The 23,281-nt window shown below is 41.0% G+C and carries 15 protein-coding genes and 2 pseudogenes; 4 read left to right on the top strand and 13 right to left on the bottom strand.

Annotation, left to right across the window (positions count from 1 at the left end; translation table 11 throughout):
* The 3 genes and pseudogenes from hpmA (at nt 1) to cueR (ending at nt 8,007) form a co-directional block, all read left to right on the top strand.
* A pseudogene (gene hpmA / locus ACYUCW_RS06810) lies at nt 1–4,733 on the top strand (calcium-independent hemolysin HpmA).
* 268 nt (nt 4,734–5,001) lie between these two features.
* Nucleotides 5,002–7,491: a heavy metal translocating P-type ATPase gene (locus tag ACYUCW_RS06805; RefSeq protein ID WP_460408305.1), complete on the top strand. Its 2,490-nt coding sequence runs from the start codon at nt 5,002–5,004 to the stop codon at nt 7,489–7,491.
* A 108-nt stretch (nt 7,492–7,599) separates the two neighbouring features.
* Entirely contained in the window at nt 7,600–8,007 is a 408-nt protein-coding gene (gene cueR, locus ACYUCW_RS06800) for a Cu(I)-responsive transcriptional regulator (protein ID WP_004250349.1), read from the top strand.
* A gap of 146 nt (nt 8,008–8,153) precedes the next feature.
* Here cueR and secA read toward each other — a convergent pair whose 3' ends face one another.
* Nucleotides 8,154–10,862, bottom strand: coding sequence for a preprotein translocase subunit SecA (gene secA, locus ACYUCW_RS06795; protein WP_004244101.1), 2,709 nt, complete (start codon nt 10,860–10,862; stop codon nt 8,154–8,156).
* 107 nt (nt 10,863–10,969) lie between these two features.
* Nucleotides 10,970–11,497, bottom strand: coding sequence for a secA translation cis-regulator SecM (gene secM / locus ACYUCW_RS06790; RefSeq protein WP_004244104.1), 528 nt, complete (start codon nt 11,495–11,497; stop codon nt 10,970–10,972).
* 43 nt (nt 11,498–11,540) lie between these two features.
* Between secM and ACYUCW_RS06785 the strand changes: the two genes are divergently transcribed.
* Complete coding sequence (locus ACYUCW_RS06785) at nt 11,541–12,059, top strand: DUF721 domain-containing protein (RefSeq protein ID WP_049201797.1); 519 nt, start codon at nt 11,541–11,543, stop codon at nt 12,057–12,059.
* A 30-nt stretch (nt 12,060–12,089) separates the two neighbouring features.
* Here the strand turns inward: ACYUCW_RS06785 and lpxC are convergent, their stop codons facing one another.
* The 11 genes and pseudogenes from lpxC to ACYUCW_RS06730 form a co-directional block, all read right to left on the bottom strand.
* Complete coding sequence (lpxC, locus tag ACYUCW_RS06780) at nt 12,090–13,007, bottom strand: UDP-3-O-acyl-N-acetylglucosamine deacetylase (RefSeq protein ID WP_012368233.1); 918 nt, start codon at nt 13,005–13,007, stop codon at nt 12,090–12,092.
* 98 nt (nt 13,008–13,105) lie between these two features.
* Complete coding sequence (gene ftsZ / locus ACYUCW_RS06775) at nt 13,106–14,272, bottom strand: cell division protein FtsZ (protein WP_004244108.1); 1,167 nt, start codon at nt 14,270–14,272, stop codon at nt 13,106–13,108.
* A 69-nt stretch (nt 14,273–14,341) separates the two neighbouring features.
* Nucleotides 14,342–15,598 (bottom strand): cell division protein FtsA, encoded by a 1,257-nt coding sequence (gene ftsA / locus ACYUCW_RS06770; protein WP_004244110.1) that lies wholly within the window; start codon nt 15,596–15,598, stop codon nt 14,342–14,344.
* A gap of 45 nt (nt 15,599–15,643) precedes the next feature.
* Nucleotides 15,644–16,432: a cell division protein FtsQ gene (ftsQ, locus tag ACYUCW_RS06765; RefSeq protein WP_012368234.1), complete on the bottom strand. Its 789-nt coding sequence runs from the start codon at nt 16,430–16,432 to the stop codon at nt 15,644–15,646.
* A gap of 11 nt (nt 16,433–16,443) precedes the next feature.
* A complete protein-coding gene (locus ACYUCW_RS06760) occupies nt 16,444–16,779 on the bottom strand; it encodes a hypothetical protein (protein WP_460408304.1) in 336 nt (111 codons plus the stop codon).
* Between the two features lie 17 nt (nt 16,780–16,796).
* A complete protein-coding gene (gene murC, locus ACYUCW_RS06755) occupies nt 16,797–18,260 on the bottom strand; it encodes a UDP-N-acetylmuramate--L-alanine ligase (protein ID WP_004244115.1) in 1,464 nt (487 codons plus the stop codon).
* A 41-nt stretch (nt 18,261–18,301) separates the two neighbouring features.
* The gene (gene murG, locus ACYUCW_RS06750) at nt 18,302–19,384 is read right to left on the bottom strand and encodes an undecaprenyldiphospho-muramoylpentapeptide beta-N-acetylglucosaminyltransferase (RefSeq protein WP_004244116.1); all 1,083 of its coding nucleotides are present in this window, start codon (nt 19,382–19,384) and stop codon (nt 18,302–18,304) included.
* Entirely contained in the window at nt 19,381–20,574 is a 1,194-nt protein-coding gene (ftsW, locus tag ACYUCW_RS06745; protein WP_004244117.1) for a cell division protein FtsW, read from the bottom strand. Before ftsW ends, murG begins: the two co-directional genes overlap by 4 nt.
* The gene (gene murD / locus ACYUCW_RS06740) at nt 20,574–21,884 is read right to left on the bottom strand and encodes a UDP-N-acetylmuramoyl-L-alanine--D-glutamate ligase (protein ID WP_004244118.1); all 1,311 of its coding nucleotides are present in this window, start codon (nt 21,882–21,884) and stop codon (nt 20,574–20,576) included. Before murD ends, ftsW begins: the two co-directional genes overlap by 1 nt.
* A gap of 1 nt (nt 21,885) precedes the next feature.
* Complete coding sequence (mraY, locus tag ACYUCW_RS06735) at nt 21,886–22,968, bottom strand: phospho-N-acetylmuramoyl-pentapeptide-transferase (protein ID WP_004248563.1); 1,083 nt, start codon at nt 22,966–22,968, stop codon at nt 21,886–21,888.
* Nucleotides 22,962–23,281: pseudogene (locus ACYUCW_RS06730) on the bottom strand (UDP-N-acetylmuramoyl-tripeptide--D-alanyl-D-alanine ligase); the annotation flags it as partial. The gene mraY and the pseudogene ACYUCW_RS06730, both read right to left, overlap by 7 nt.

Here is a 23,281-nt window from a genome sequence, read left to right as displayed (position 1 = left end):
ATGAAATCAAAAAACTTTAAACTTTCACCCTCCGGGCGACTTGCTGCGTCTTTAGCAATAATTTTTGTCTCTCTTAATGCTTATGGCAATGGCATCGTGCCCGATGCAGGCCATCAAGGGCCGGATGTCTCTGCTGTTAATGGTGGTACGCAAGTGATTAATATAGTCACGCCAAATAACGAAGGGATTTCTCATAACCAATACCAAGACTTCAATGTTGGCAAGCCTGGGGCTGTATTTAATAACGCATTAGAAGCGGGACAATCTCAACTTGCGGGTCATTTAAACGCTAACAGCAATTTAAATGGTCAAGCTGCCTCTTTAATTTTGAATGAAGTTGTTAGCCGCAACCCATCATTCTTATTAGGTCAGCAAGAGGTCTTTGGTATCGCTGCTGAATATGTGCTTTCTAACCCAAATGGTATCACATGTGATGGTTGTGGTTTTATAAATACCAGCCGCTCTTCATTAGTTGTTGGTAATCCGCTCTTTGAAAATGGTCAGCTAAAAGGCTATAGCACCCTCAACAACACAAATTTACTATCGCTTGGTAAAAATGGCTTAAATACAACAGGGTTGTTAGACTTAATTGCTCCTCGTATTGATAGTAGAGGGAAAATCACTGCTGCTGAAATTTCAGCCTTTACTGGACAAAACACCTTCTCACAACATTTTGATATTCTCTCTTCACAAAAACCCGTTTCAGCATTAGATAGCTATTTCTTTGGTAGTATGCAATCGGGTCGTATCCGCATTATTAATACGGCTGAAGGTAGTGGAGTTAAATTAGCAGGTAAATTTACCGCAGATAACGACCTAAGTGTTAAAGCCGATAATATTCAAACAGATAGTCAAGTCCGTTATGACAGTTACGATAAAGATGGCAGTGAAAATTACCAAAACTATCGTGGCGGGATCACGGTTAATAATAGTGGCTCTAGTCAAACACTCACTAAAACCGAATTAAAAGGTAAAAACATCACATTAGTAGCGAGTAGCCATAATCAAATCAAAGCCTCTGATTTAATGGGGGATGATATCACTTTACAAGGTGCTGATTTAACTATCGATGGTAAACAGCTACAGCAAAAAGAGACCGATATTGATAATCGCTGGTTCTACTCGTGGAAATACGATGTGACTAAAGAGAAAGAACAAATACAGCAAATTGATAGCCAAATTGATGCTAAAAATAATGCAACATTAACCGCAACTAAAGGAAATGTTACCTTAGACGCGGCTAAAATTAATGCGGGGAATAACCTTGCAATTAATGCCAATAAAGATATCCATATCAATGGATTAGTTGAGAAAGAAAGTCGTAGTGAAAATGGCAATAAACGTAATCATACTTCTCGCTTAGAAAGTGGTAGTTGGAGTAACAGCCACCAAACTGAGACGTTGAAAGCCAGTGAATTAACGGCAGGTAAAGATCTTGGTTTAGATGCTCAAGGCTCAATAACAGCGCAAGGTGCTAAACTGCATGCGAATGAAAATGTGCTGGTCAATGCCAAAGATAACATTAATTTAAACGTCCAAAAAACCAATAATGATAAAACAGTCACCGATAATCATGTTATGTGGGGAGGTATTAGTGGTGGTCAGAATAAAAATAATAATAATCAACAACAAGTTAGTCATGCAACACAATTAACCGCTGATGGTCAATTGCTCCTTGCTGCAGATAACAATGTCAACATTACCGGTAGCCAAGTAAAAGGCAACCAAGGTGCTTTTGTTAAAACCACACAAGGTGATGTCGTCATTGATAATGCGCTGAGTGAAACCATCAGTAAAATCGATGAACGCACAGGAACCGCGTTTAATATCACTAAAAGTTCACATAAAAATGAAACTAATAAACAAACATCTACAGGTAGTGAACTCATTTCCGATGCACAATTGACCGTTGTCAGTGGCAATGATGTTAATGTCATTGGTAGTTTGATCAAAAGCGCTGATAAATTAGGTATTCATTCTTTAGGTGATATCAACGTTAAATCAGCACAACAAGTCACTAAGATTGATGATGAAAAAACATCATTAGCCATTACTGGGCACGCCAAAGAAGTTGAAGACAAGCAATATAGTGCGGGCTTTCATATCACTCATACCACCAATAAAAATACTAGTACTGAAACAGAGCAAGCTAACTCAACCATTAGTGGCGCCAATGTTGATCTGCAAGCGAATAAAGATGTGACTTTTGCGGGATCTGATCTAAAGACTACCGCAGGGAATGCCTCTATTACGGGTGATAATGTTGCCTTTGTTAGCACGGAAAATAAAAAACAAACGGACAACACAGATACCACTATTTCAGGAGGTTTTAGCTACACAGGAGGTGTAGATAAAGTCGGTTCTAAAGCCGATTTTCAATATGACAAACAACATACACAAACAGAGGTAACAAAAAATAGAGGCAGCCAAACAGAGGTTGCAGGTGATTTGACTATTACCGCGAACAAAGATTTGCTTCACGAAGGGGCTTCTCACCATGTTGAGGGGCGTTATCAAGAGTCTGGTGAAAATATTCAGCATCTTGCCGTCAATGATAGTGAAACATCTAAAACTGACAGCTTAAATGTTGGTATCGATGTTGGCGTTAATCTTGATTATAGCGGTGTAACGAAGCCAGTTAAGAAAGCAATCGAAGATGGTGTTAACACAACCAAACCGGGTAACAATACCGATTTAACTAAAAAAGTTACAGCAAGAGATGCAATTGCTAATTTAGCTAACCTTAGCAATTTAGAGACCCCCAATGTCGGTGTTGAAGTTGGTATTAAAGGTGGTGGTAGTCAGAAATCACAAACCGATAGCCAAGCCGTTTCAACCTCTATCAATGCAGGAAAAATCAACATTGATAGTAATAATAAGTTACATGATCAAGGTACTCACTATCAATCAACCCAAGAGGGTATTTCTCTCACAGCAAACACCCACACAAGTGAGGTCGCGCAAGATAAACATCAAACAACATTCCATGAAACAAAAGGCGGTGGACAAGTTGGTGTCAGTACCAAAACGGGCAGTGATATTACCGTTGCTATTAAAGGTGAAGGCCAAACAACTGATAACGCCTTAATGGAAACAAAGGCTAAAGGTAGCCAATTTACCTCAAATGGCGATATTTCGATTAATGTAGGTGAAGATGCCCATTATGAAGGTGCTCAATTTGATGCACAAAAGGGCAAAACAGTTATCAATGCGGGGGTGATCTCACTCTTGCACAGGCGACTGATACTCATAGCGAAAGTCAATCTAATGTTAATGGTAGTGCAAATCTGAAAGTGGGCACCACGCCAGAGAGTAAAGACTATGGTGGAGGTTTCAATGCAGGGACCACTCATCACAGCAAAGAGCAGACTACCGCAAAAGTGGGCGCTATCACTGGCTCTCAAGGTATTGAATTAAACGCTGGGCATAACCTGACTTTACAAGGTACTCATTTAAGTAGCGAACAAGATATTGCATTAAATGCAACTAATAAAGTCGACCTACAATCAGCGAGCTCTGAGCGTACTGAAAAAGGCAATAATTTATCTGGAGGAGTACAAGCAGGCTTTGGTAAAAAAATGACCGATGATGCTTCATCTGTGAATGGTTTAGGTAGTGCCCAATTTGCTATTGGTAAACAAGATGAGAAAAGCGTATCTCGAGAAGGAGGAACGATTAATAACTCAGGAAACTTAACGATTAATGGCAATAGCGTCCATCTTCAAGGAGTACAAGTTAATAGTAAAGATACTCAGCTAACATCACAATCCGGTGATATCGAGATCACATCTGCGCAGTCTACTGATTATAAAAACAATTGGGGAACAGATATTGGCTTTAATGGCAAAAAAACCAATACCACCCCAAAAGAAGTTACAGAGGAGAAACCTGCTACCTCTATTCATAACATAGGGGGTAAATTACTGGTTAACGTGGAAGATCAACAAAAAACGAGCCACCAAAATGCAACCTTAGAAACAGGTACATTAACGATTAATAGTAATAAAGATCTGACACTATCTGGTGCTAATGTGACTGCTGATAGCATTACGGGTAATGTCGGTGGTTCACTCAATATTGCTAGCCAAAAAGAGAGTGATCGCCATGTCACTGTTGGCGTCAATGTTGGCTATAACCACACCAATGATCCTAAATCAAGCCAAGTGAATAAAACGGCTAAAGCCGGAGGGTCATTATTAGAGAAAACTATCAAAGATACGATTGATTCAGGAATTAAATCATCAACCGATGCTATCTCTGATAAATACAATTCCCTCTCTTCAACTATTGCAGATAAAACAGGTATCAGTGATGAAACTAAAGCCAAAATTGATCAAGGTTTTGGTAAAGTTGGTAATGGTATTAAGAATATCGTAACAGGTGCTGAGGGTCATACTGCTAATGCAGATATCAAAGTCACTCATGTAGATAATGATGCTGTCACTAAAACCACCTCCTTAACTAGCAACAACAACCTATCATTAAATGTGAATGGCTCGACAAAACTCACCGGAGCAGAAATTGCGAGTAAACAAGGCCAAGTTGATTTAGGGGGAAGTAGCGTTAAATTAGAAAATATTGAAGGACATCATTATGAAGCCGGCGCTGATCTTGATCTGAAATCCTCTGTGGTGGATTTAGCAAAACAACTGGTAGGTGGAGATATTTCTTTTAAATCCCCCGTTAAAACGAATGAAACCGTCAATACAAAAGCATCTATTTCTGAAAAATAGTCGATACTTCATAAAAGAGTAACTGCCTATTTTTTGTAAGCTAAGCCCACTTGATTGTCATTATTACAAGTGGGCTTTTTATTATCGTACTTATGGCATCTGCTCCCGATAAACTTACAATTCTTTAATATTTAAAATAAACCAAGAAAATATAACCAATTGAATATAAACAAAATAAAAGCAAACAAAATAATTATATAATCCTTGACCTTCCCCTATTGGTAAAGCTTAAGCTTTGTCCCATACCATATTTAAGAGGGAAAGTTTGATGAATACACCTACAACATTATCCTCAGCAAATAGGCTGAGCTTACCTGTAGAAGGTATGACATGTGCTTCATGTGTCGGACGTGTTGAACGAGCATTAAAGGCAGTACCTGAAATAAAAGATGCTGTCGTGAATCTTGCAACAGAACGTGCTGATATTACATTTAGCAGTACCCCCAATCCTGTACTTGCTGTAAGCGCGATTGAAAGCTCTGGCTATAAAGTTCCTGAAGAGATCACTGAATTAGCTATTGAAGAAATGACCTGCGCTTCCTGTGTCGGGCGTGTTGAGAAAGCATTAGCTCAAATTCCTGGTGTATTAGAAGCCACCGTGAATCTTGCCACTGAGCGTGCTCGTGTGCGTCATTTATCCGGCGTAGTATCTATTACTGATTTAGAAGTGGCGGTTGTCCATGCCGGTTATAAACCACGGCGGCTATCAGATAATCCAGCCAATACTCGTGATTTAAGTGAAGAGCGTCGTGAAAAAGAAGCCCGCTCGTTACGCCGAGCATTACTTATTGCCACTATCTTCACATTACCAGTGTTCGTTATTGAGATGGGCTCACATTTTATCCCCGGAGTCCATCATTGGGTAACGCAAACATTAGGGCAACAGCTCAACTGGTATATTCAATTTGTTCTTGCCACCATAGTGATGTTTGGCCCTGGCTTACGCTTTTTCAAAAAAGGAATACCCGCATTATTACGCGGTGCTCCTGATATGAACTCATTAGTATCAGTCGGTACAGTAGCCGCTTACGGGTATTCTGTCGTTTCAACCTTTATACCCCAAGTCTTACCTGCAGGTACGGCAAATATCTATTTTGAGGCTGCTGTCGTGATTGTTACCTTGATCTTATTAGGGCGAAATCTTGAGGCAAAAGCCAAAGGAAATACCTCACAAGCGATTAAGCGTTTAGTGGGTCTTCAAGCCAAAACAGCACGTGTTTCACGTCATGGTGAAATACTAGAAATTCCATTAGATCAAGTTATGATGGGCGATATCGTTGTTGTTCGTCCTGGTGAAAAAATCCCTGTTGATGGTGAGGTTGTAGAAGGCCATTCTTATGTTGATGAGAGCATGATAACCGGTGAACCCGTTCCTGTAGCAAAAGAGATAGGGGCTGAGGTTGTCGGTGGCACCATCAATAAAACAGGTGCTTTTAGTTTTAAAGTGACCAAAGTGGGTGCCAATACGATACTCGCACAAATAATTCGCTTAGTTGAGGAAGCTCAAGGTTCAAAATTACCAATCCAAGCGCTTGTTGATAAAGTTACCATGTGGTTTGTGCCCGCAGTAATGATAGGTGCAACGATCACATTCTTTATTTGGCTCGCATTTGGTCCTGAGCCTGCACTAACCTTTGCGCTCATCAATGCTGTTGCGGTACTCATTATTGCTTGTCCGTGTGCAATGGGATTAGCAACACCAACATCAATTATGGTTGGCACAGGACGAGCTGCTGAATTAGGAATACTTTTCCGTAAAGGTGAAGCTTTGCAAGCCTTACGTGATGTTAGTGTGGTCGCACTCGACAAAACTGGTACATTGACAAAAGGCCGCCCTGAGCTAACTGATCTGATCCCAGCAGAAAAATTTGAATATAACGAGATATTAAGTCTTGTCGCTTCAATTGAAACTTATTCAGAACACCCTATTGCACAAGCAATTGTTAATGCAGCAAACGAGGCAAAATTAACGCTTGCTAGTGTGGATAATTTTGAAGCTATTCCTGGTTTTGGTGTTAGTGCAACAGTTGATGGAAGATCTGTCTCTGTGGGTGCCGACCGCTTTATGAAACAGCTTGGGTTAGATGTCAGTCAGTTCGCTTCATCCGCTCAAAAATTAGGTGAGCAAGGTAAAACACCACTGTATACCGCCATTGATGGCCGTCTTGCTGCGATTATTGCCGTTGCAGACCCAATAAAAGAAACAACACCTGAAGCTATTAAAGCATTACATGCATTAGGTTTGAAAGTAGCAATGATCACAGGTGATAACAAAGCAACAGCAAAAGCAATAGCAAAACAACTTGGTATTGATGAAATAGTTGTAGAAGTCCTTCCTGATGGAAAAGTTGCGGCATTAAAACAACTTAGTCAGAAAGGAGATAAAGTTGCATTTGTCGGAGATGGTATCAATGATGCCCCAGCGCTTGCACAAGCTGATGTAGGATTGGCAATTGGTACAGGAACTGACGTTGCCATTGAAGCTGCTGACGTAGTACTAATGTCAGGTGATTTACGCGGTGTTGTTGATGCGATTGCACTTAGCCAAGCAACCATTCGTAATATCAAACAAAACTTATTCTGGGCATTTGCTTATAACGCATTATTAATCCCAGTCGCTGCGGGTATGCTTTATCCTATCAATGGCATGTTACTTTCGCCTATATTCGCTGCCGCAGCAATGGCGCTTTCTAGTGTATTTGTTTTAGGAAATGCACTACGACTAAAACGTTTTCAAGCGCCCATGAAAACACATTAAACATAAATTATCTTTATTGCCAGATCCGAAAAAGATCTGGCTCATGCTGATAAAGCAATTATCTCTACTTAGAAGAAAAGCGCTTTATTATCAGATAAGGAGAATAAGATGAATATTGGTCAAGCTGCAAAAAAATCCGGTATTTCAAGTAAAATGATCCGATATTATGAGCAAATTGGTTTAATACCTAAGGCAATTCGTACTGACGGAGGTTATCGCGATTACAATGATAGCGATGTAGATTGTTTTCGCTTTATCCGCCATTCACGTGCTCTTGGTTTTTCAACAGAGCAAATATCAACATTATTAGTTTTATGGAATAACAGAGAACGGACAAGTGCTGATGTAAAAGCTATTGCCCTTTCTCATATCGATGAATTAAACCGTAAAATAGCGCAATTGCAACGAATGACGCAAACATTATCGCATTTAGCACAAGAGTGCCAAGGTGATAATAATCCTGATTGCCCAATTATTGCTAAGCTAGTCGAACCCCAAACAGGGACAGAACATTAAACAACAAAAAAACAACCTTTATTACCTCCACTCTCCTATTTTATGGTTTTTTATCCATGATAAAAAAAGTCCACCTTTATTCGAAGGTGGGCTTTCTATTTTTAAAATGGTGTTACATTCTTACCCATATAATAAGCAATAAGTAATTAACCTAATTTACCGTGACAATGCTTATATTTTTTACCTGAACCACAAGGGCAAGGTTCGTTACGACCCACTTTTTTGCCTGATGCCACTTGGCCATCAACGGCTGACATTTGTGATTCTTTTGTCACTTCATGGCTAAGTTGTTGCTGTTTAGCTAAACGCTCCGCCTCTTCACGACGACGACGCTCTAACTCTTCAACTTCTTCAGGTAAACGAACTTGTACTTTACTTAATGTGCTGATCACTTCATATTTCAGTGATTCCAACATATTAGCGAACATAGCAAAAGATTCACGTTTGTACTCTTGTTTTGGATCTTTTTGTGCATAACCACGTAAATGGATACCTTGACGCAGATAATCCATCGCCGCTAAGTGCTCTTTCCACAGTGAATCCAGTGTTTGTAACATGACACCTTTTTCAAAGTTACGCATCATTTCAGCACTGACAATCTCTTCTTTTGCTTTATAGACTTCGATTGATTTTTCTAAAATACGTTCGCGCAGTGTTTCTTCGTGTAGTTCAGGCTCTTTATCTAACCACTCTTTGATAGGTAAATTTAAATCAAAGTCATTTTGCAGACAGGCCGTTAAACCTTCAATATCCCACATCTCTTCTAGTGATTGAGGTGGAATATAGTTATCAATCATCGAAGTAAACACATCTTGGCGAATACTGTCGATAGTTTCACTGACATCAGCAACATCTAACAACTCATTACGTTGAGTATAAATAGCTCGACGCTGATCATTGGCTACATCATCATACTCAAGTAATTGTTTACGAATATCGAAGTTACGATTTTCTACTTTACGTTGTGCATTAGCAATCGCTTTAGTTACCCATGGATGCTCAATAGCTTCTGTTTCGTTCATTCCCAGTTTACGCATCATGCCTGATACTTTATCAGAGGCAAAAATACGCATTAAGGAGTCTTCCATTGACAGATAGAAACGAGAAGAACCCTCATCCCCTTGACGCCCCGCACGACCACGTAACTGGTTATCGATACGACGTGATTCATGGCGTTCAGTACCAATAATATGTAAACCACCAGAAGCTAATACCGCATCATGGCGTTTTTGCCATTGTGCTTTGATCTCTTCAATTTGCTCTTCTGTTGGATTTTCCAGCTTCGCAACTTCAGTCTGCCAACTTCCCCCTAATACGATATCGGTACCACGACCAGCCATATTAGTTGCGATGGTCACCGCTGATGGTAATCCTGCATTAGCAATGATATCTGCTTCCATAGCATGGAATTTGGCATTCAGGACATTATGATGAATATTCGCTTTTGTGAGTGCTTGGGAGATCTCTTCAGATTTTTCAATCGAGATGGTCCCCACCAGTACCGGCTGTCCATTTTTAGTACGTTCACGAATATCTTCAATAATCGCGGCAAATTTACCTTTTTCATTCATATAAACTAAATCAGGTAAATCTTTACGTACCATTGGGCGGTTAGTTGGAATAACGATAGTTTCTAAACGGTAGATAGAGTTAAATTCAAAAGCTTCGGTATCTGCAGTACCGGTCATCCCCGCTAATTTCTCATATAAACGGAAATAGTTCTGGAATGTAATGGACGCTAATGTTTGGTTCTCATTTTGGATCTTCACACCTTCTTTTGCTTCTACCGCTTGGTGTAAACCATCCGACCAACGACGGCCTTGCATGGTACGACCGGTATGTTCGTCAACAATGATAACTTCGCCATCTTTAACAATGTAATCAACATCTTTTGTAAATAATGCATGGGCACGTAAGGCTGCCGTTACATGGTGCATAAGCATGATGTTAGCAGGTGAGTAAAGTGACTCGCCCTCTTTCATCATACCTGCTTCGGCTAATAGCCCTTCAATTTTAACTAAGCCACGCTCAGTAATATTCACTTGACGCGTTTTTTCGTCGACAGAGTAATCCCCTTCTCCTTGGAAGGTATCTGAATCTTCTTTTTCTTGAGGCACTAAATGAGGAATAACTTTATTCATTTTAATATAAAGTTCAGAGCTATCCTCAGCAGGCCCTGAAATAATCAGTGGAGTACGAGCTTCATCAATTAAAATGGAGTCAACCTCATCCACTAATGCATAGTGTAATTTACGTTGGACACGCTCTTCAGGGCTAAACGCCATATTGTCACGCAAATAGTCGAAACCAAATTCGTTATTTGTACCGTAAGTGATATCTGCGTTATAAGCTTCACGTTTTGCTGGTGGTGCCATATTAGGGAGGTTGATACCAACACTTAACCCTAAGAATTCAAATAGTGGGCGGTTATTTTCCGCATCCCGTTGCGCCAAATAGTCATTGACGGTAACAACATGCACCCCTTTACCTGATAGCGCATTTAAATAAGCAGGCAGTGTTGCAGTTAAGGTTTTACCTTCCCCTGTACGCATCTCTGCGATACAGCGATCATTTAATACCATACCGCCAATAAGCTGTACGTCAAAGTGACGCATACCAAAAACACGTTTACTCGCTTCACGTACAGTGGCAAAAGCTTCAGGTAAAATATCCTCTTCTTTTTCACCTTTTTTTAAACGCTCACGAAATTCATCTGTTTTGGCTTTCAATTCATCGTCGGTTAATTTTTCAAATTCTGGCTCTAGTTGATTGATTTGAGCAACCACTTTACGCATACGACGAATAGCGCGTTCATTACGACTACCAAAAATTTTGGTTACAATTTTACCTAACATAACTCTTTATTCTCATTTATGGCGTAAATACGCCGAATACAGCCTCTATGTTTATCGACGATAAATCATAGAGATAAGCATAATCTAACAAAGATTAACAAACTCAATTAAGCTGTTAGGTAAGGTCCAGCACGGATACCGCGGATCTGAGCAAGCCATAATCCGGTATGATAGGAAATACGATTTTCCGTTAATACGCCACGGGAAATCGGTAAATTAACCAGGGTAGAAGATGGCGCTTGAGTCAGTAACGCATAAAGCGTATCAAGCATGACCTCAGCAACATTCGCAACAGGTGATGGCTCATCTTTTGCTTTTACCATCAATTCAGGTGAATGAATGGTAAAAGCAAAAGAGAGCTGCTTAATCACATTTTTAACGGCATGCTGTTGCCAGTAATTAAAGGTGAAGGATGAAGCAGGATTCTGTACACTCTGGCGTAAGAATAAATTATCAAAAGCGATTAATGCTTGGCTTTGACGATTTTGTGAGGAAGGTGTATCCGTTTGTGATGGATTTTCAGCATGGGCAGACACCAGCGAAGGCATACCAATACCTGCTGCTACCATCCCTAATAGCAGATGCGACCAAAAATATCGTCTGCCAAATTGTCGCCAAAAATTTATAATGCTCATTAACCTTCGTTATTTAATTTTATAATTTGTGGAGTCAAAATCTATGCGGGATAGCTACCCACAATCATTGGAAAACATCCTAAAAGAGCTTGAAGGTTCCAATAAAAGCACATTACAGCTTATACAACAGCGTGCAACAATTTTACTCAAATTAAATCGTACAGTCATGGCACTTTTACCAGCACCGTTACAAGGTAAATGCCGTGTCGCCAATTATCGCAATGCTATTTTAATTATTGAAGTCACAAACGCAAGTTGGATGACCCGATTACGTTATGAAATTCCATCATTACTTTCTGCATTAAGAAAGGAAATTTTACCATCGTTATCCTCAATAGACATCAAAATAAATCCTTCTTTAAGCATAAAAGCGGGAAAAAAGAGTGTCACTTCATCATTAAAAGATCTAACACCCGTAAAAAAACGCCATTTAAGTGTAGAGAGTGCACAATCATTGAAATATTTGGCAGAGAAAAGCCCGAAGAAATTAAGAGAAAGATTAGAACGGTTGGCTGCACTTGCCGGAGAGAGTACAAGTACAGCCAAAGATGACGCTAATTAGAGATAATTAACGTGCTTTACAATTGAGCGATTAAGCAAAAACTGTCGATGGCGCTTTAAATGCCACTGGCATTTTCGCTTCGTCTTCAAAGGTGACGAATTCCCAAGCAGACTCTTTTGCTAAAACAGCTTGGAGCAATTTATTATTTAGTGCATGACCTGATTTAAACGCGGTAAATTCACCGATAATGTTATAGCCACACATAAATAAATCACCGATTGCATCTAACATTTTATGACGAACAAATTCATCTTCAAAACGTAAACCATCATCGTTGAGGACACGATAGTCATCAACCACGATAGCGCAATCAAAGCTACCGCCTAAACACAATCCTTTCGATTGTAAATATTCAATATCACGCATAAATCCAAATGTACGAGCACGACTTATTTGACTCATAAAGGATTCAGCAGAGAAATCTAATTTATAACGCTGAGTACTTGCATCGATAGCAGGATGGTTAAAATCGATAGTAAAATCTAATTTAAAACCATTATAAGGACGCATTTCCGCCCATTTATCGCCATCTTCAACACGTACTGTTTCCTTGATACGGATGAATTTTTTCGCAGTGCGAAGCTCTTCAATACCTGCATCAAGCAATAAGAAAACAAAAGGTGCTGCACTGCCATCCATAATAGGAATTTCAGGTGCATCCACTTCAATTACGATATTATCAATGCCTAAACCAGCCAGTGCTGCATTTAAATGCTCAACGGTTGATATACGCACATCATCTTCATTCACTAAGCAAGTACATAACATAGTGTCACGAACTGATTTTGCGTCTGCTGGAAAATCCACCGGTGGATTTAAGTCAGTACGACGGTAGATGACCCCAGTATTAGCTGGCGCCGGACGCATTGTAAGCGTAACTTTTTTACCCGTGTGGAGCCCCACACCAGTTGCTTGTACAATTCGTTTTAATGTCCGTTGTTTGATCATCATTTTATCTCGCAATATTATCCGTCCTACCAATTATTATACTTATAATTGGCAGGACAGTTTAGCACAAAAAGCGGAGATGCCAATCTTTTTGACGATTAATCAGCCTGTTTTCTTAAGAAAGCAGGGATATCTAAATAATCTGGCTCTTTGTTAGCTTGAGTAGATTGTTCATTAACCGCTTTAGCTGCAGGCTTGCTCTCTTCTACTGTAGAGAAAGAGGACATGCTATTTTGCATTTGCTGATAACGATTTTCCATAGCGTTTTGTTGATTTTGCTTATTAGTTACCAGCGTAATTTCTGGACGTTTATCCATGCCGATACCTGTAGCAACCACAGTAACACGCAGTTCATCGTTCATTTCAGGGTCAAGAGAAGTACCAATCACCACTGTGGCGTTATCTGATGCAAATGCACGAATGGTGTTACCGACGGTTTCAAACTCATCAAGACGTAAATCAAAGCCTGCTGTAATATTAACTAACACACCACGTGCGCCAGACAGGTCGATATCTTCCAGTAATGGACTTGAAATCGCCATTTCAGCGGCTTCTTCAGCACGATCTTCGCCTTTAGCTGCACCAGATCCCATCATGGCATAACCCATCTCTGACATCACCGTTCTCACGTCAGCAAAGTCGACGTTCATCAAACCTGGGCGAGTGATCAGTTCTGCGATACCTTGAACAGCACCTTTTAATACATCATTTGCCGCACCAAATGCGTCAAGTAACGAAATACCACGGCCGAGTACTTTTAGCAGCTTGTCATTTGGAATAGTGATTAATGAGTCAACATGCTTAGATAACTCAGTAATTCCCTGCTCAGCAAATGCCATACGCTTTTTGCCTTCAAAATTAAAAGGCTTAGTCACAACAGCAACCGTTAAAATACCTAACTCTTTCGCAACTTCAGCAACGACTGGCGCAGCACCGGTACCAGTACCACCGCCCATACCCGCAGCGATAAATACCATATCCGCACCTTCTAGTGCAGCGCGTAACGCTTCACGATCTTCTTCGGCAGCATTACGGCCTACCTCAGGGTTTGCACCTGCACCTAAGCCTTTCGTAATGGCATTACCGATTTGGATAGTTTGTCCAACTGCTGTTTTACGTAATGCTTGAGCATCAGTATTGACCGCGAAGAAATCAACGCCTTCAATACGTTCACGAACCATGTGCTCAACCGCATTACCGCCGCCGCCACCAACGCCGATGACTTTGATCACCGCATCGTTGGTTAATTCCATAGGTTCAAACATAATTTCTCTCCGTTTTGTGCCTTTTAGGGTCGCTTGCTCAAACGACCTCTTTTTAAATTTGTCTGATGATTAAAACTCTCTTTTTAACCAGCCAGTGAGTTTTTTTAGCCAACCACTAACTGCAGAGCGTTTTTCGGTTTCAGTTTCCTCACCAAAGTGAGATTCTTTACCGTAATGCAAAAGCCCGACTGCCGTAGAATAGAAGGGATCCTGCGCATAATCTGTTAGCCCGGTAATATTTAACGGTTTACCGATCCGTACTTGCGTGTGGAAAACACGTTGAGCACATTCAACAAGTCCATCTATTTGTGCAGCACCACCTGTTAAAACAATACCTGCCGCTAAATGGTGCTTTATTCCTTGCTGACGTAATTGTTCCTGAACACTCAAAATCTCTTCATTAACAAGATTTAAAAGCTCGGTATAACGCGGTTCAATCACCTCAGCAAGTGTTTGCCGTTGTAGACTTCTTGGTGGTCTACCTCCGACACTTGGAACTTCGACATTTTCATCTTTGCCAACTAAAGAGCCTAATGCACAGCCATGACGCACTTTTATTGCTTCGGCATCATTTGGTGGTGTACCAAAAGCGTAAGCAATATCGCTAGTCACAACGTTGCCTGCATAAGGAATGACACGAGTATGTCTTAATGCACCACCGGTATATATGGCGATATCCATGGTTCCGCCACCCATATCAACGACACAAACACCTAATTCGCGCTCATCTTCTGTTAGCACAGCAAAACTTGAAGCCAGTCCTGCAAAAATCAGTTGATCCACTTTTAAACCACAGCGCTCAACTGCTTTTACTATATTCTTCGCCATATCGTTATGGCAGGTAATCAGATGTACTTTAGCCTGCATACGTACACCAGATAACCCAACAGGGTTTTTGATCCCTTCTTGGTAATCAATGGCGTACTCTTGCGGTATTACGTGTAAAACACGGTGTTCATCTTTTACTTTGACGGATTTCGCAGTATGCACCACGCTATCAACATCATCTTGTGTTACTTCTTCTTCTGAAATTGGCACCATACCAATTTCATTTTGGCAGCTAATATGTTTGCCTGATAACGCCAAATATACTGACGATATTTGGCAATCTGCCATCAATTCAGCCTGATCTACAGCCCGTTGTACACATTTTACGACGGATTCGAGATCGTTCACGCCACCTTTGTCCATACCCCGAGATGGGCAACTTCCCACCCCGATAATATTCACTACGCCATCAGGCAGGATCTCACCGACAAGGGTGGCTACTTTGGCCGTACCAATCTCAAGACCAACTACTAATTTTCTGTCCGTCGCTTTGATCATTATTGTTCTGCCTTCGCCTTCATCGTGTCATCTGCCACGTCTTGTTTATTCATTCACATCAAGTAATAAAGGAGCCCATCCAACTGCACCACCACTGTCATAACGTAAATCGACATAATCAACCCGTTTGTCAGTCTGTTGTTGCAAGATAGGATACAGCTCAATAAAGCGAGCAATCCGTTTTTCGGTATCCTTACGCCCTAACTCCAATCGGACATCATTGTCTAAGACTAATTGCCATCCTTGACGAGCTGACATTGATGCTGCTTTTAATTTCAGATTACTGGCAAGAAGCTGATCTCTCATTGCTAAATAACCTGCTAATACCATTTTCTCACTTCCTTGCGGCCCATATAATAGTGGGTAATTTCCTTGTGTTTCCAATCGCGTTGGCAGACTGAAAATTCGGCCTTCTCTATCAAGAAAATGTGTGTCATTCCAACGGGTAAATGGCACATACTCCACCAGATGGATTTTTAATTCGTCTGGCCATTGTTTACGTACGGTCACTTGCCTGATCCATGGCATACGTTCAATTTGTTGCTGAATGATATTGACATCCTGTGTCATAAAAGTGCCTGGTTGGCCTAAAGATAAAATGGCCTGACGCACATCATCATTCGTTGTGTAATGCCGCTCACCAGTAAGTACAAGCTTTGATATCGGTAGACGATTAGCATCTTTCATCCAATTCACAACTTGTATTCCGCCCCAAATAATGGTGGCAATCACACATAAGAAGAAGATTAATCCTGATAAATAGCTACCATTACTCGGTCTATCAGAATGACGTTTCTCTTTTATCTCTTTATTATTTAGCGCTGCTTGTGACATAGTAAATTCATTCACCCCTGCGCAACATTCAAATAAGAGAATCGGCTATTCTTTTGTACGATATTCCTACGATTAATACTTCCACTAGATATATATACTCTATAAATACCTTTAGCTTTGATAATTAAATCACTAAATTGTTCAATCTGTTGAGAATTATTTACCTTAAAAGTCAAAATAGCGAGTTTTTCTTTAAATTTCGCTACTTTTAACTGATAAATTTTTCCCACATCTCTTTGAGCAAGCAAATTACCGATCGTATTTTTCGCAAATAAGATCTCTTTTTGACTAAAATCTCCCACCATTACAGTCATTTTCTTAACCATTTCACCATAAATGATGTTCACTTACTCAAACATCCGTCTTAATCCTCGCTTAAAGATGGTTGTAATTTTGTTTCTGCTAAGCGACGCGCTATTTTACCAATATTTCCAGCACCTTGAACTAAAACAAGATCATTATCTGTTAATACACCCGCTAATATTGAGGAGATGTTCTCAACATCAGAAACCCAAATCGGATCTAGTTTGCCACGTTGACGAATAGTACGACACAGTGAACGACTATCTGCACCGGGAATAGGCGCCTCTCCTGCTGCATAAACATCGGTTAATAATAAAATATCAACTTGATTAAGCACCGTTGCAAAATCTTCATATAAATCACGAGTACGTGTATAACGATGTGGTTGAAATAACATCACTAAACGTTTATCAGGCCAACCTGCTCGTGCCGCTTTTATCGTTGCATCAACTTCTGTTGGGTGATGTCCATAGTCATCCACCAGCATGACTTCCCCTTCTTGGCCATTCACATGCTCAAGACTGAAATTTCCCAAGAAATCGAAACGACGCCCAGTGCCTTGGAAATTAAGTAGTGCGGCTAAAATATGCTCATCCGCAATCCCTTCTTCTGTAGCAACAGCCACAGCTGCGGTTGCATTTAAGGCGTTATGACGTCCCGGCGCATTTAATACCACATCTAAATCAGGCATATCTTCACGAGAAATAGTGAAAAATCCTTGCGCACCTTTTTGTTCGTAATGAGTAATGCGTACATCAGCATCTTCACTAAAACCATAGGTAGTAATATAACGCCCTACTTTAGGAATAATTGACCGAATAACATCGTCATCAATACACATCACTGCGCGACCATAAAACGGTAAGTTGTGTAAAAAAGTAATAAAAGTCTCTTTTAAATTATCAAAATTACCGTGATAAGTGTCCATATGGTCAGCTTCAATATTCGTTACCACCGCAACCATAGGTTGAAGATGTAAGAAAGAAGCATCACTCTCATCCGCTTCTGCAATTAAATAGCGGCTACAACCTAAACGAGCATGGGTACCGGCTGATTTCACTAAACCGCCATTAACAAAGGTTGGATCTAATCCTGCTTGTGCATAAATGTTCGAAATCATCGCCGTTGTTGTTGTTTTACCGTGGGTTCCTGCAATCGCAACCCCGTGACGATAACGCATTAACTCCGCTAACATTTCTGCACGACGTATCACAGGAATACGCGCTTCTCTTGCTGCAATAATTTCTGGATTATCTGCACTAATTGCGGTAGAAACCACCACAACACTAGCATCACGAATATTTTCAGGGCGATGATTAAAATAGATTGTCGCCCCTAATGCAACGAGTTGTTGTGTGACTACGTTAGGCGCTAAATCAGAACCACTGATTGCATAGCCTTCATTAGCCAACACTTCAGCGATCCCGCCCATGCCAGCACCACCAATGCCAACAAAGTGGATATGCCTAACTTTTCTCATCTCAGGCACAAAAGATCTTAATTTCGCCAGCTGTTGTGTATTCACTATTTACTTCTTCACTCTAAGTTAATGGTTACAAGTTACGTTTATTTTTTAGCCACTTCGATAATTACATTAGCGACTCGCTCAGTAGCATCCGTAATCGCAACACTTTGTGCTTTTTCTGCCATTAGCATTAGCTGATGTCTATCCCAATTTTCTAGGGTGTCAGCTATCGCTTCTGGCGTTAAATCATTCTGTTCAATAATACGCGCCGCACCGGCATTTTCTAATGGCAATGCATTCCAATATTGCTGTCTATCTTTATGTTGAAAAGGAACAAAAATAGCGGGTAACCCCGCAGCGGCAATCTCGCTAACTGTTAATGCACCTGAACGACATACAACAACATCAGCCCATTGATAAGCTTGCGCTATATCATCAATAAATTCAGTAACTTTATACTCAGATTTAACTGAATTTTTAGAAAGTTCATTTTGATAGCGTAATTTGGTATCACTTTCGCTCCCTTTGCCGGCCTGATGCCAAATTGTAACCCGCTCTCCTAATAATCCAGCCACCACGGGCATTGTATGATTTAAGATACGCGCACCTTGGCTACCACCAATAACCAGCACTCGGACAGCACCTTCTCTGCCTTTTAATCTCTCTGCTGGGGCTTCAAGTGCTAAGACATCGTCACGAACCGGATTACCAACAACAGGCGCATTAGCAAACGCACCGGGGAATGCTTGTAACACACGTTTGGCTATTTTTGACAACCAACGGTTAGTTAAGCCTGCAATACCATTTTGTTCATGTAAAACAACGGGAATACCACAGCTCCATGCTGCAACACCGCCTGGTCCAGAAACATAGCCCCCCATGCCTAATACGGCATCAGGCTGATAGCGCTTCATAATCCGACGGGCTTGAAAAATCGCTTTTATAATACGAATAGGTGCCGCAATTAACGCTTTTACCCCTTTACCTCGCAGACCCGAAATACGGATATACTCGATTTCAATGCCATGCTTAGGCACTAATTGTGCTTCCATTCTATCCGCGGTTCCTAACCAACGAATATCCCAACCTTGGGATTGCAGATAATGAGCAACTGCTAATCCAGGAAAGACGTGCCCTCCTGTTCCGCCGGCCATCACCATTAATCGGCGTTTACGTTCGCTCATTTAGGACTCCTTACAAACGCCTGAGCCTGTGCTAGGCGTGATTCATAATCAATTCGTAACAACATCACGATAGCCGTTGACATAATAATCAAACTCGAACCACCGTAACTAATAAGAGGTAATGTTAACCCTTTCGTTGGCAACATACCTGCTGCCGCACCGACGTTGACCAAAGTCTGGAAGGTAAACCAGATCCCAATCGAACAGGCTAAAAAGCCTGAAAAACGTTGATCGAGCAGCAAAGCACGGCGTCCAATTTGCATCGCACGAAAAGCGATGAAGAATACCATTAAAAGCACTAAAACCACACCGATATAACCAAGTTCTTCTGCTAAAATGGAGAAAATAAAGTCAGTATGAGCTTCAGGTAGATACTCTAACTTTTGTACTGAATTTCCTAACCCTTGCCCCAGTAGATCACCGCGTCCAAAAGCCATCAAGGATTGTGTTAACTGATAACCACTACCAAAAGGATCTTCCCAAGGTTCTAAGAACGAAGTGATACGTCGTACACGGTAAGGCTCAACAATAATTAACATCACAACAGCGGCAATACCTGTACCAATAATGGCGAGGAATTGCCAAATTTTTGCACCGGCTAAAAAAAGCAACGCTAATGTGGTCACAAACAGCACGACCACCGTACCTAAGTCGGGTTGTAATAGCAGTAACACGGCTAATATTAACATCACCCCCATAGGTTTACAGAATCCCCAAAAGTTGTTTCTCACTTCTTCTACTTTTCTCACCAAATAACTGGAGAGATAACAAAACAGTGCCAATTTAGAAAGCTCTGCTGGCTGAATACGTAAAGGCCCAAATGCAATCCAACGTGATGCGCCATTTACTGAGCTACCCACAGCCAATACCACGAGTAATAGCAAAATAGAACCAAACAGCATTAAGCTACTGTAGCGTTGCCATACCGCCATTGGCACTCGCATTGTCACTAATGCAAGGCAAAGGGCAACAATCATATAAATGCCGTCACGTTTAGCAAATAGAAAAGGATCTTCTGCTAAACGTTGTCCAACAGGCATTGACGCCGAGGTTACCATCACAAACCCGACAACCGCTAATCCGAATGTAAACCAGAGCAAAGTGCGATCATAAGGCACGAACGCGCTGTTATCTGTTTGATAACTTCCCACCAGCCACTGTTTTAATCTTCGCATTGCGTATACACTCATCAGCCAAGCTCCTGCGCTAAACGGGCAAACTCATCACCACGTTGTTCGAAACTTTTAAACTGATCTAGACTTGCACAAGCGGGTGAAAGTAGCACCATATCGCCAGTTTGCACTGTTGGTGCAAGTAATCGCATCGCCTCTTCCATAGTCGCGGTTAATTGTGAGACTTGTGGTCGTAAATTTGCCAATGCTTGACCATCTTGTCCGAAGCAATATAAGCGAATATTATCGCCACTGAGATAAGGTAATAGCGCGCTAAAATCAGCAGACTTACCGTCCCCACCTAACAACAGGTGCAAAGTCCCTTCTACTTCAAGCCCTCTTAAAGCTGCTTCTGTGCTACCTACATTAGTCGCTTTAGAATCATTGATCCAACGTACCCCATTATGGGAGTAAACTAATTGGAAACGATGAGCAAGGCCATGATAGGTGTTTAAAACAGCCAGTGATGCTTTACGAGAAATTCCCACCGCATCAGCTAACGCTAATGCGGCTAATGCATTGGTGTAATTGTGTTGACCAGAAAGGAACATCTGTGAAGTGGCAAGAATATTTTCACCATTTACGTTCAAGTAACGATTGGTATTATCAAGTTGATAATCACCTTGTCCGATACCAAAACTCACACAACGTGCATCTTTGCCAGCTAAAGGCAATGTCAGAACATCATCTGCGTTATAGACACAGGTTTTAGCATTATCATAAATACGTAATTTAGCTTCACGGTATTGTTCTAATCCTAACGGATAGCGATTCATATGATCTTCGCTAATATTTAATACCGTGGCAGCCGCCGCTGTTAAGCTATAGGTTGTCTCTAATTGAAAGCTCGATAGCTCTAAGACATATAAGTCATAAGGCTGTGTTAATAACGTTAAAGCAGGTACACCAATATTGCCACCGACACCGACAGGGATCCCGTCAGCTTTAGCCATTTCCCCCACCAACGTCGTTACGGTACTTTTGCCATTAGAGCCTGTTATCGCAACAATAGGTGCTTTTGCCTCACGGCAAAATAGCTCAATATCACCGACAATTTCCACTCCATGATCTCGCGCTTCAACTAACTCAGGCGTTGATAACGCAATACCCGGACTTGAGACAATTAAATCAGCATCATTAAGCCATACTTGATGAAAACTCCCCGTATGATACTCAACATCAGCAGGTAGCTTATCTAAACCCGCGGGATGCTGGCGAGTATCTATCACTTTAGGTGTTACACCTTGGCGGATAAAAAAGTCAACGCAGGATAGACCAGTAATGCCTAGTCCCACGATAACAACTTTTTTCCCCTGATAATTTGCCATGTTAACGTACCTTTAATGTCGCTAAACCAATAAGGACTAACATAAGAGAGATGATCCAAAAGCGGACAATCACACGAGGCTCTGGCCAACCTTTTAATTCATAGTGATGATGGATTGGCGCCATACGGAAAATACGTTGGCCGCGCAGTTTAAATGAACCTACTTGTAAAATAACCGAGAGCGTTTCAACAACGAACACGCCCCCCATAATCACTAATAAAAATTCTTGGCGTAATAACACGGCGATAGTACCTAATGCGCCACCTAATGCTAAAGAGCCAACATCACCCATAAAGACTTGGGCAGGATAAGTATTAAACCAAAGGAAGCCTAATCCCGCGCCGACAATGGCGGTACAAACAATCACCAATTCGCCTGCATGCATTAAATAAGGAATTTTTAGGTAGCTGGCAAAATTGACATTACCTGTAGCCCATGCAACTAATGCAAATCCAGCCGCTACAAACACCGTAGGCATAATGGCTAAGCCATCTAAACCATCGGTTAAATTTACCGCGTTACTGGTGCCAACAATGACAAAATAAGCCAGTAAGATATACAACATGCCAAGTTGTGGCATGACATCTTTAAAGAAAGGCACGACAAGTTGCGTTGCTGGGGTATCTTTACCAATCGCGTACATACTAAATGCAACCGCTAAAGCTAATACCGATTGCCAGAAATATTTCCAACGCGCTATTAAGCCTCGAGTATCTTTACGCACTACTTTGCGATAATCATCGATAAAACCGATGATGCCATAACCAATTAGCACCAAGAGTACACACCATACATAAGGATTATCTAATCGCGCCCACAATAAGGTTGATACAGCGATAGAAAATAGGATCATGATCCCACCCATGGTCGGCGTACCACGTTTGCTAAAGTGTGACTCAGGGCCTTCGTTACGCACCACTTGCCCGATTTGCATTTTTTGTAACCATGCAATTAAATGGGGTCCCATCCATAACGCAATAATTAATGCCGTCAATAAACCAACAATCGCTCTGAATGTCAGATAAGAAAACACATTAAAAAATGTATGATATTTAACCAAATATTCGGCTAGCCAAACTAACATTCAAAGCACTCCTTTAATGCGTTCACGATATCCTCCATTGCTGAGCTTCGTGAACCTTTTACTAAAACTGAAACAACATCATGCTGCTGTAATAATGGAATTAATTGGGTAAGCAAATCAGCTTTAAATGAAAAATGCTCACCGCCTTCATTTTCTTGACTAATAAACTGGCTGTAATGACCCACGGTTAATACCCGATCGATACCGACTTGATGAGCAAAGCGTCCCACATCACGGTGACATTTTTCTGAATCCTCGCCTAGTTCAGCCATATCTCCAGCAACAAAGATTTTATATCCTGGTAATTGAGATA

Source organism: Proteus sp. MB838, from assembly GCF_054767435.1.
Note: the sequence above shows the minus strand (reverse complement) of the source record. Positions and strands in the feature narration are given on the sequence as shown.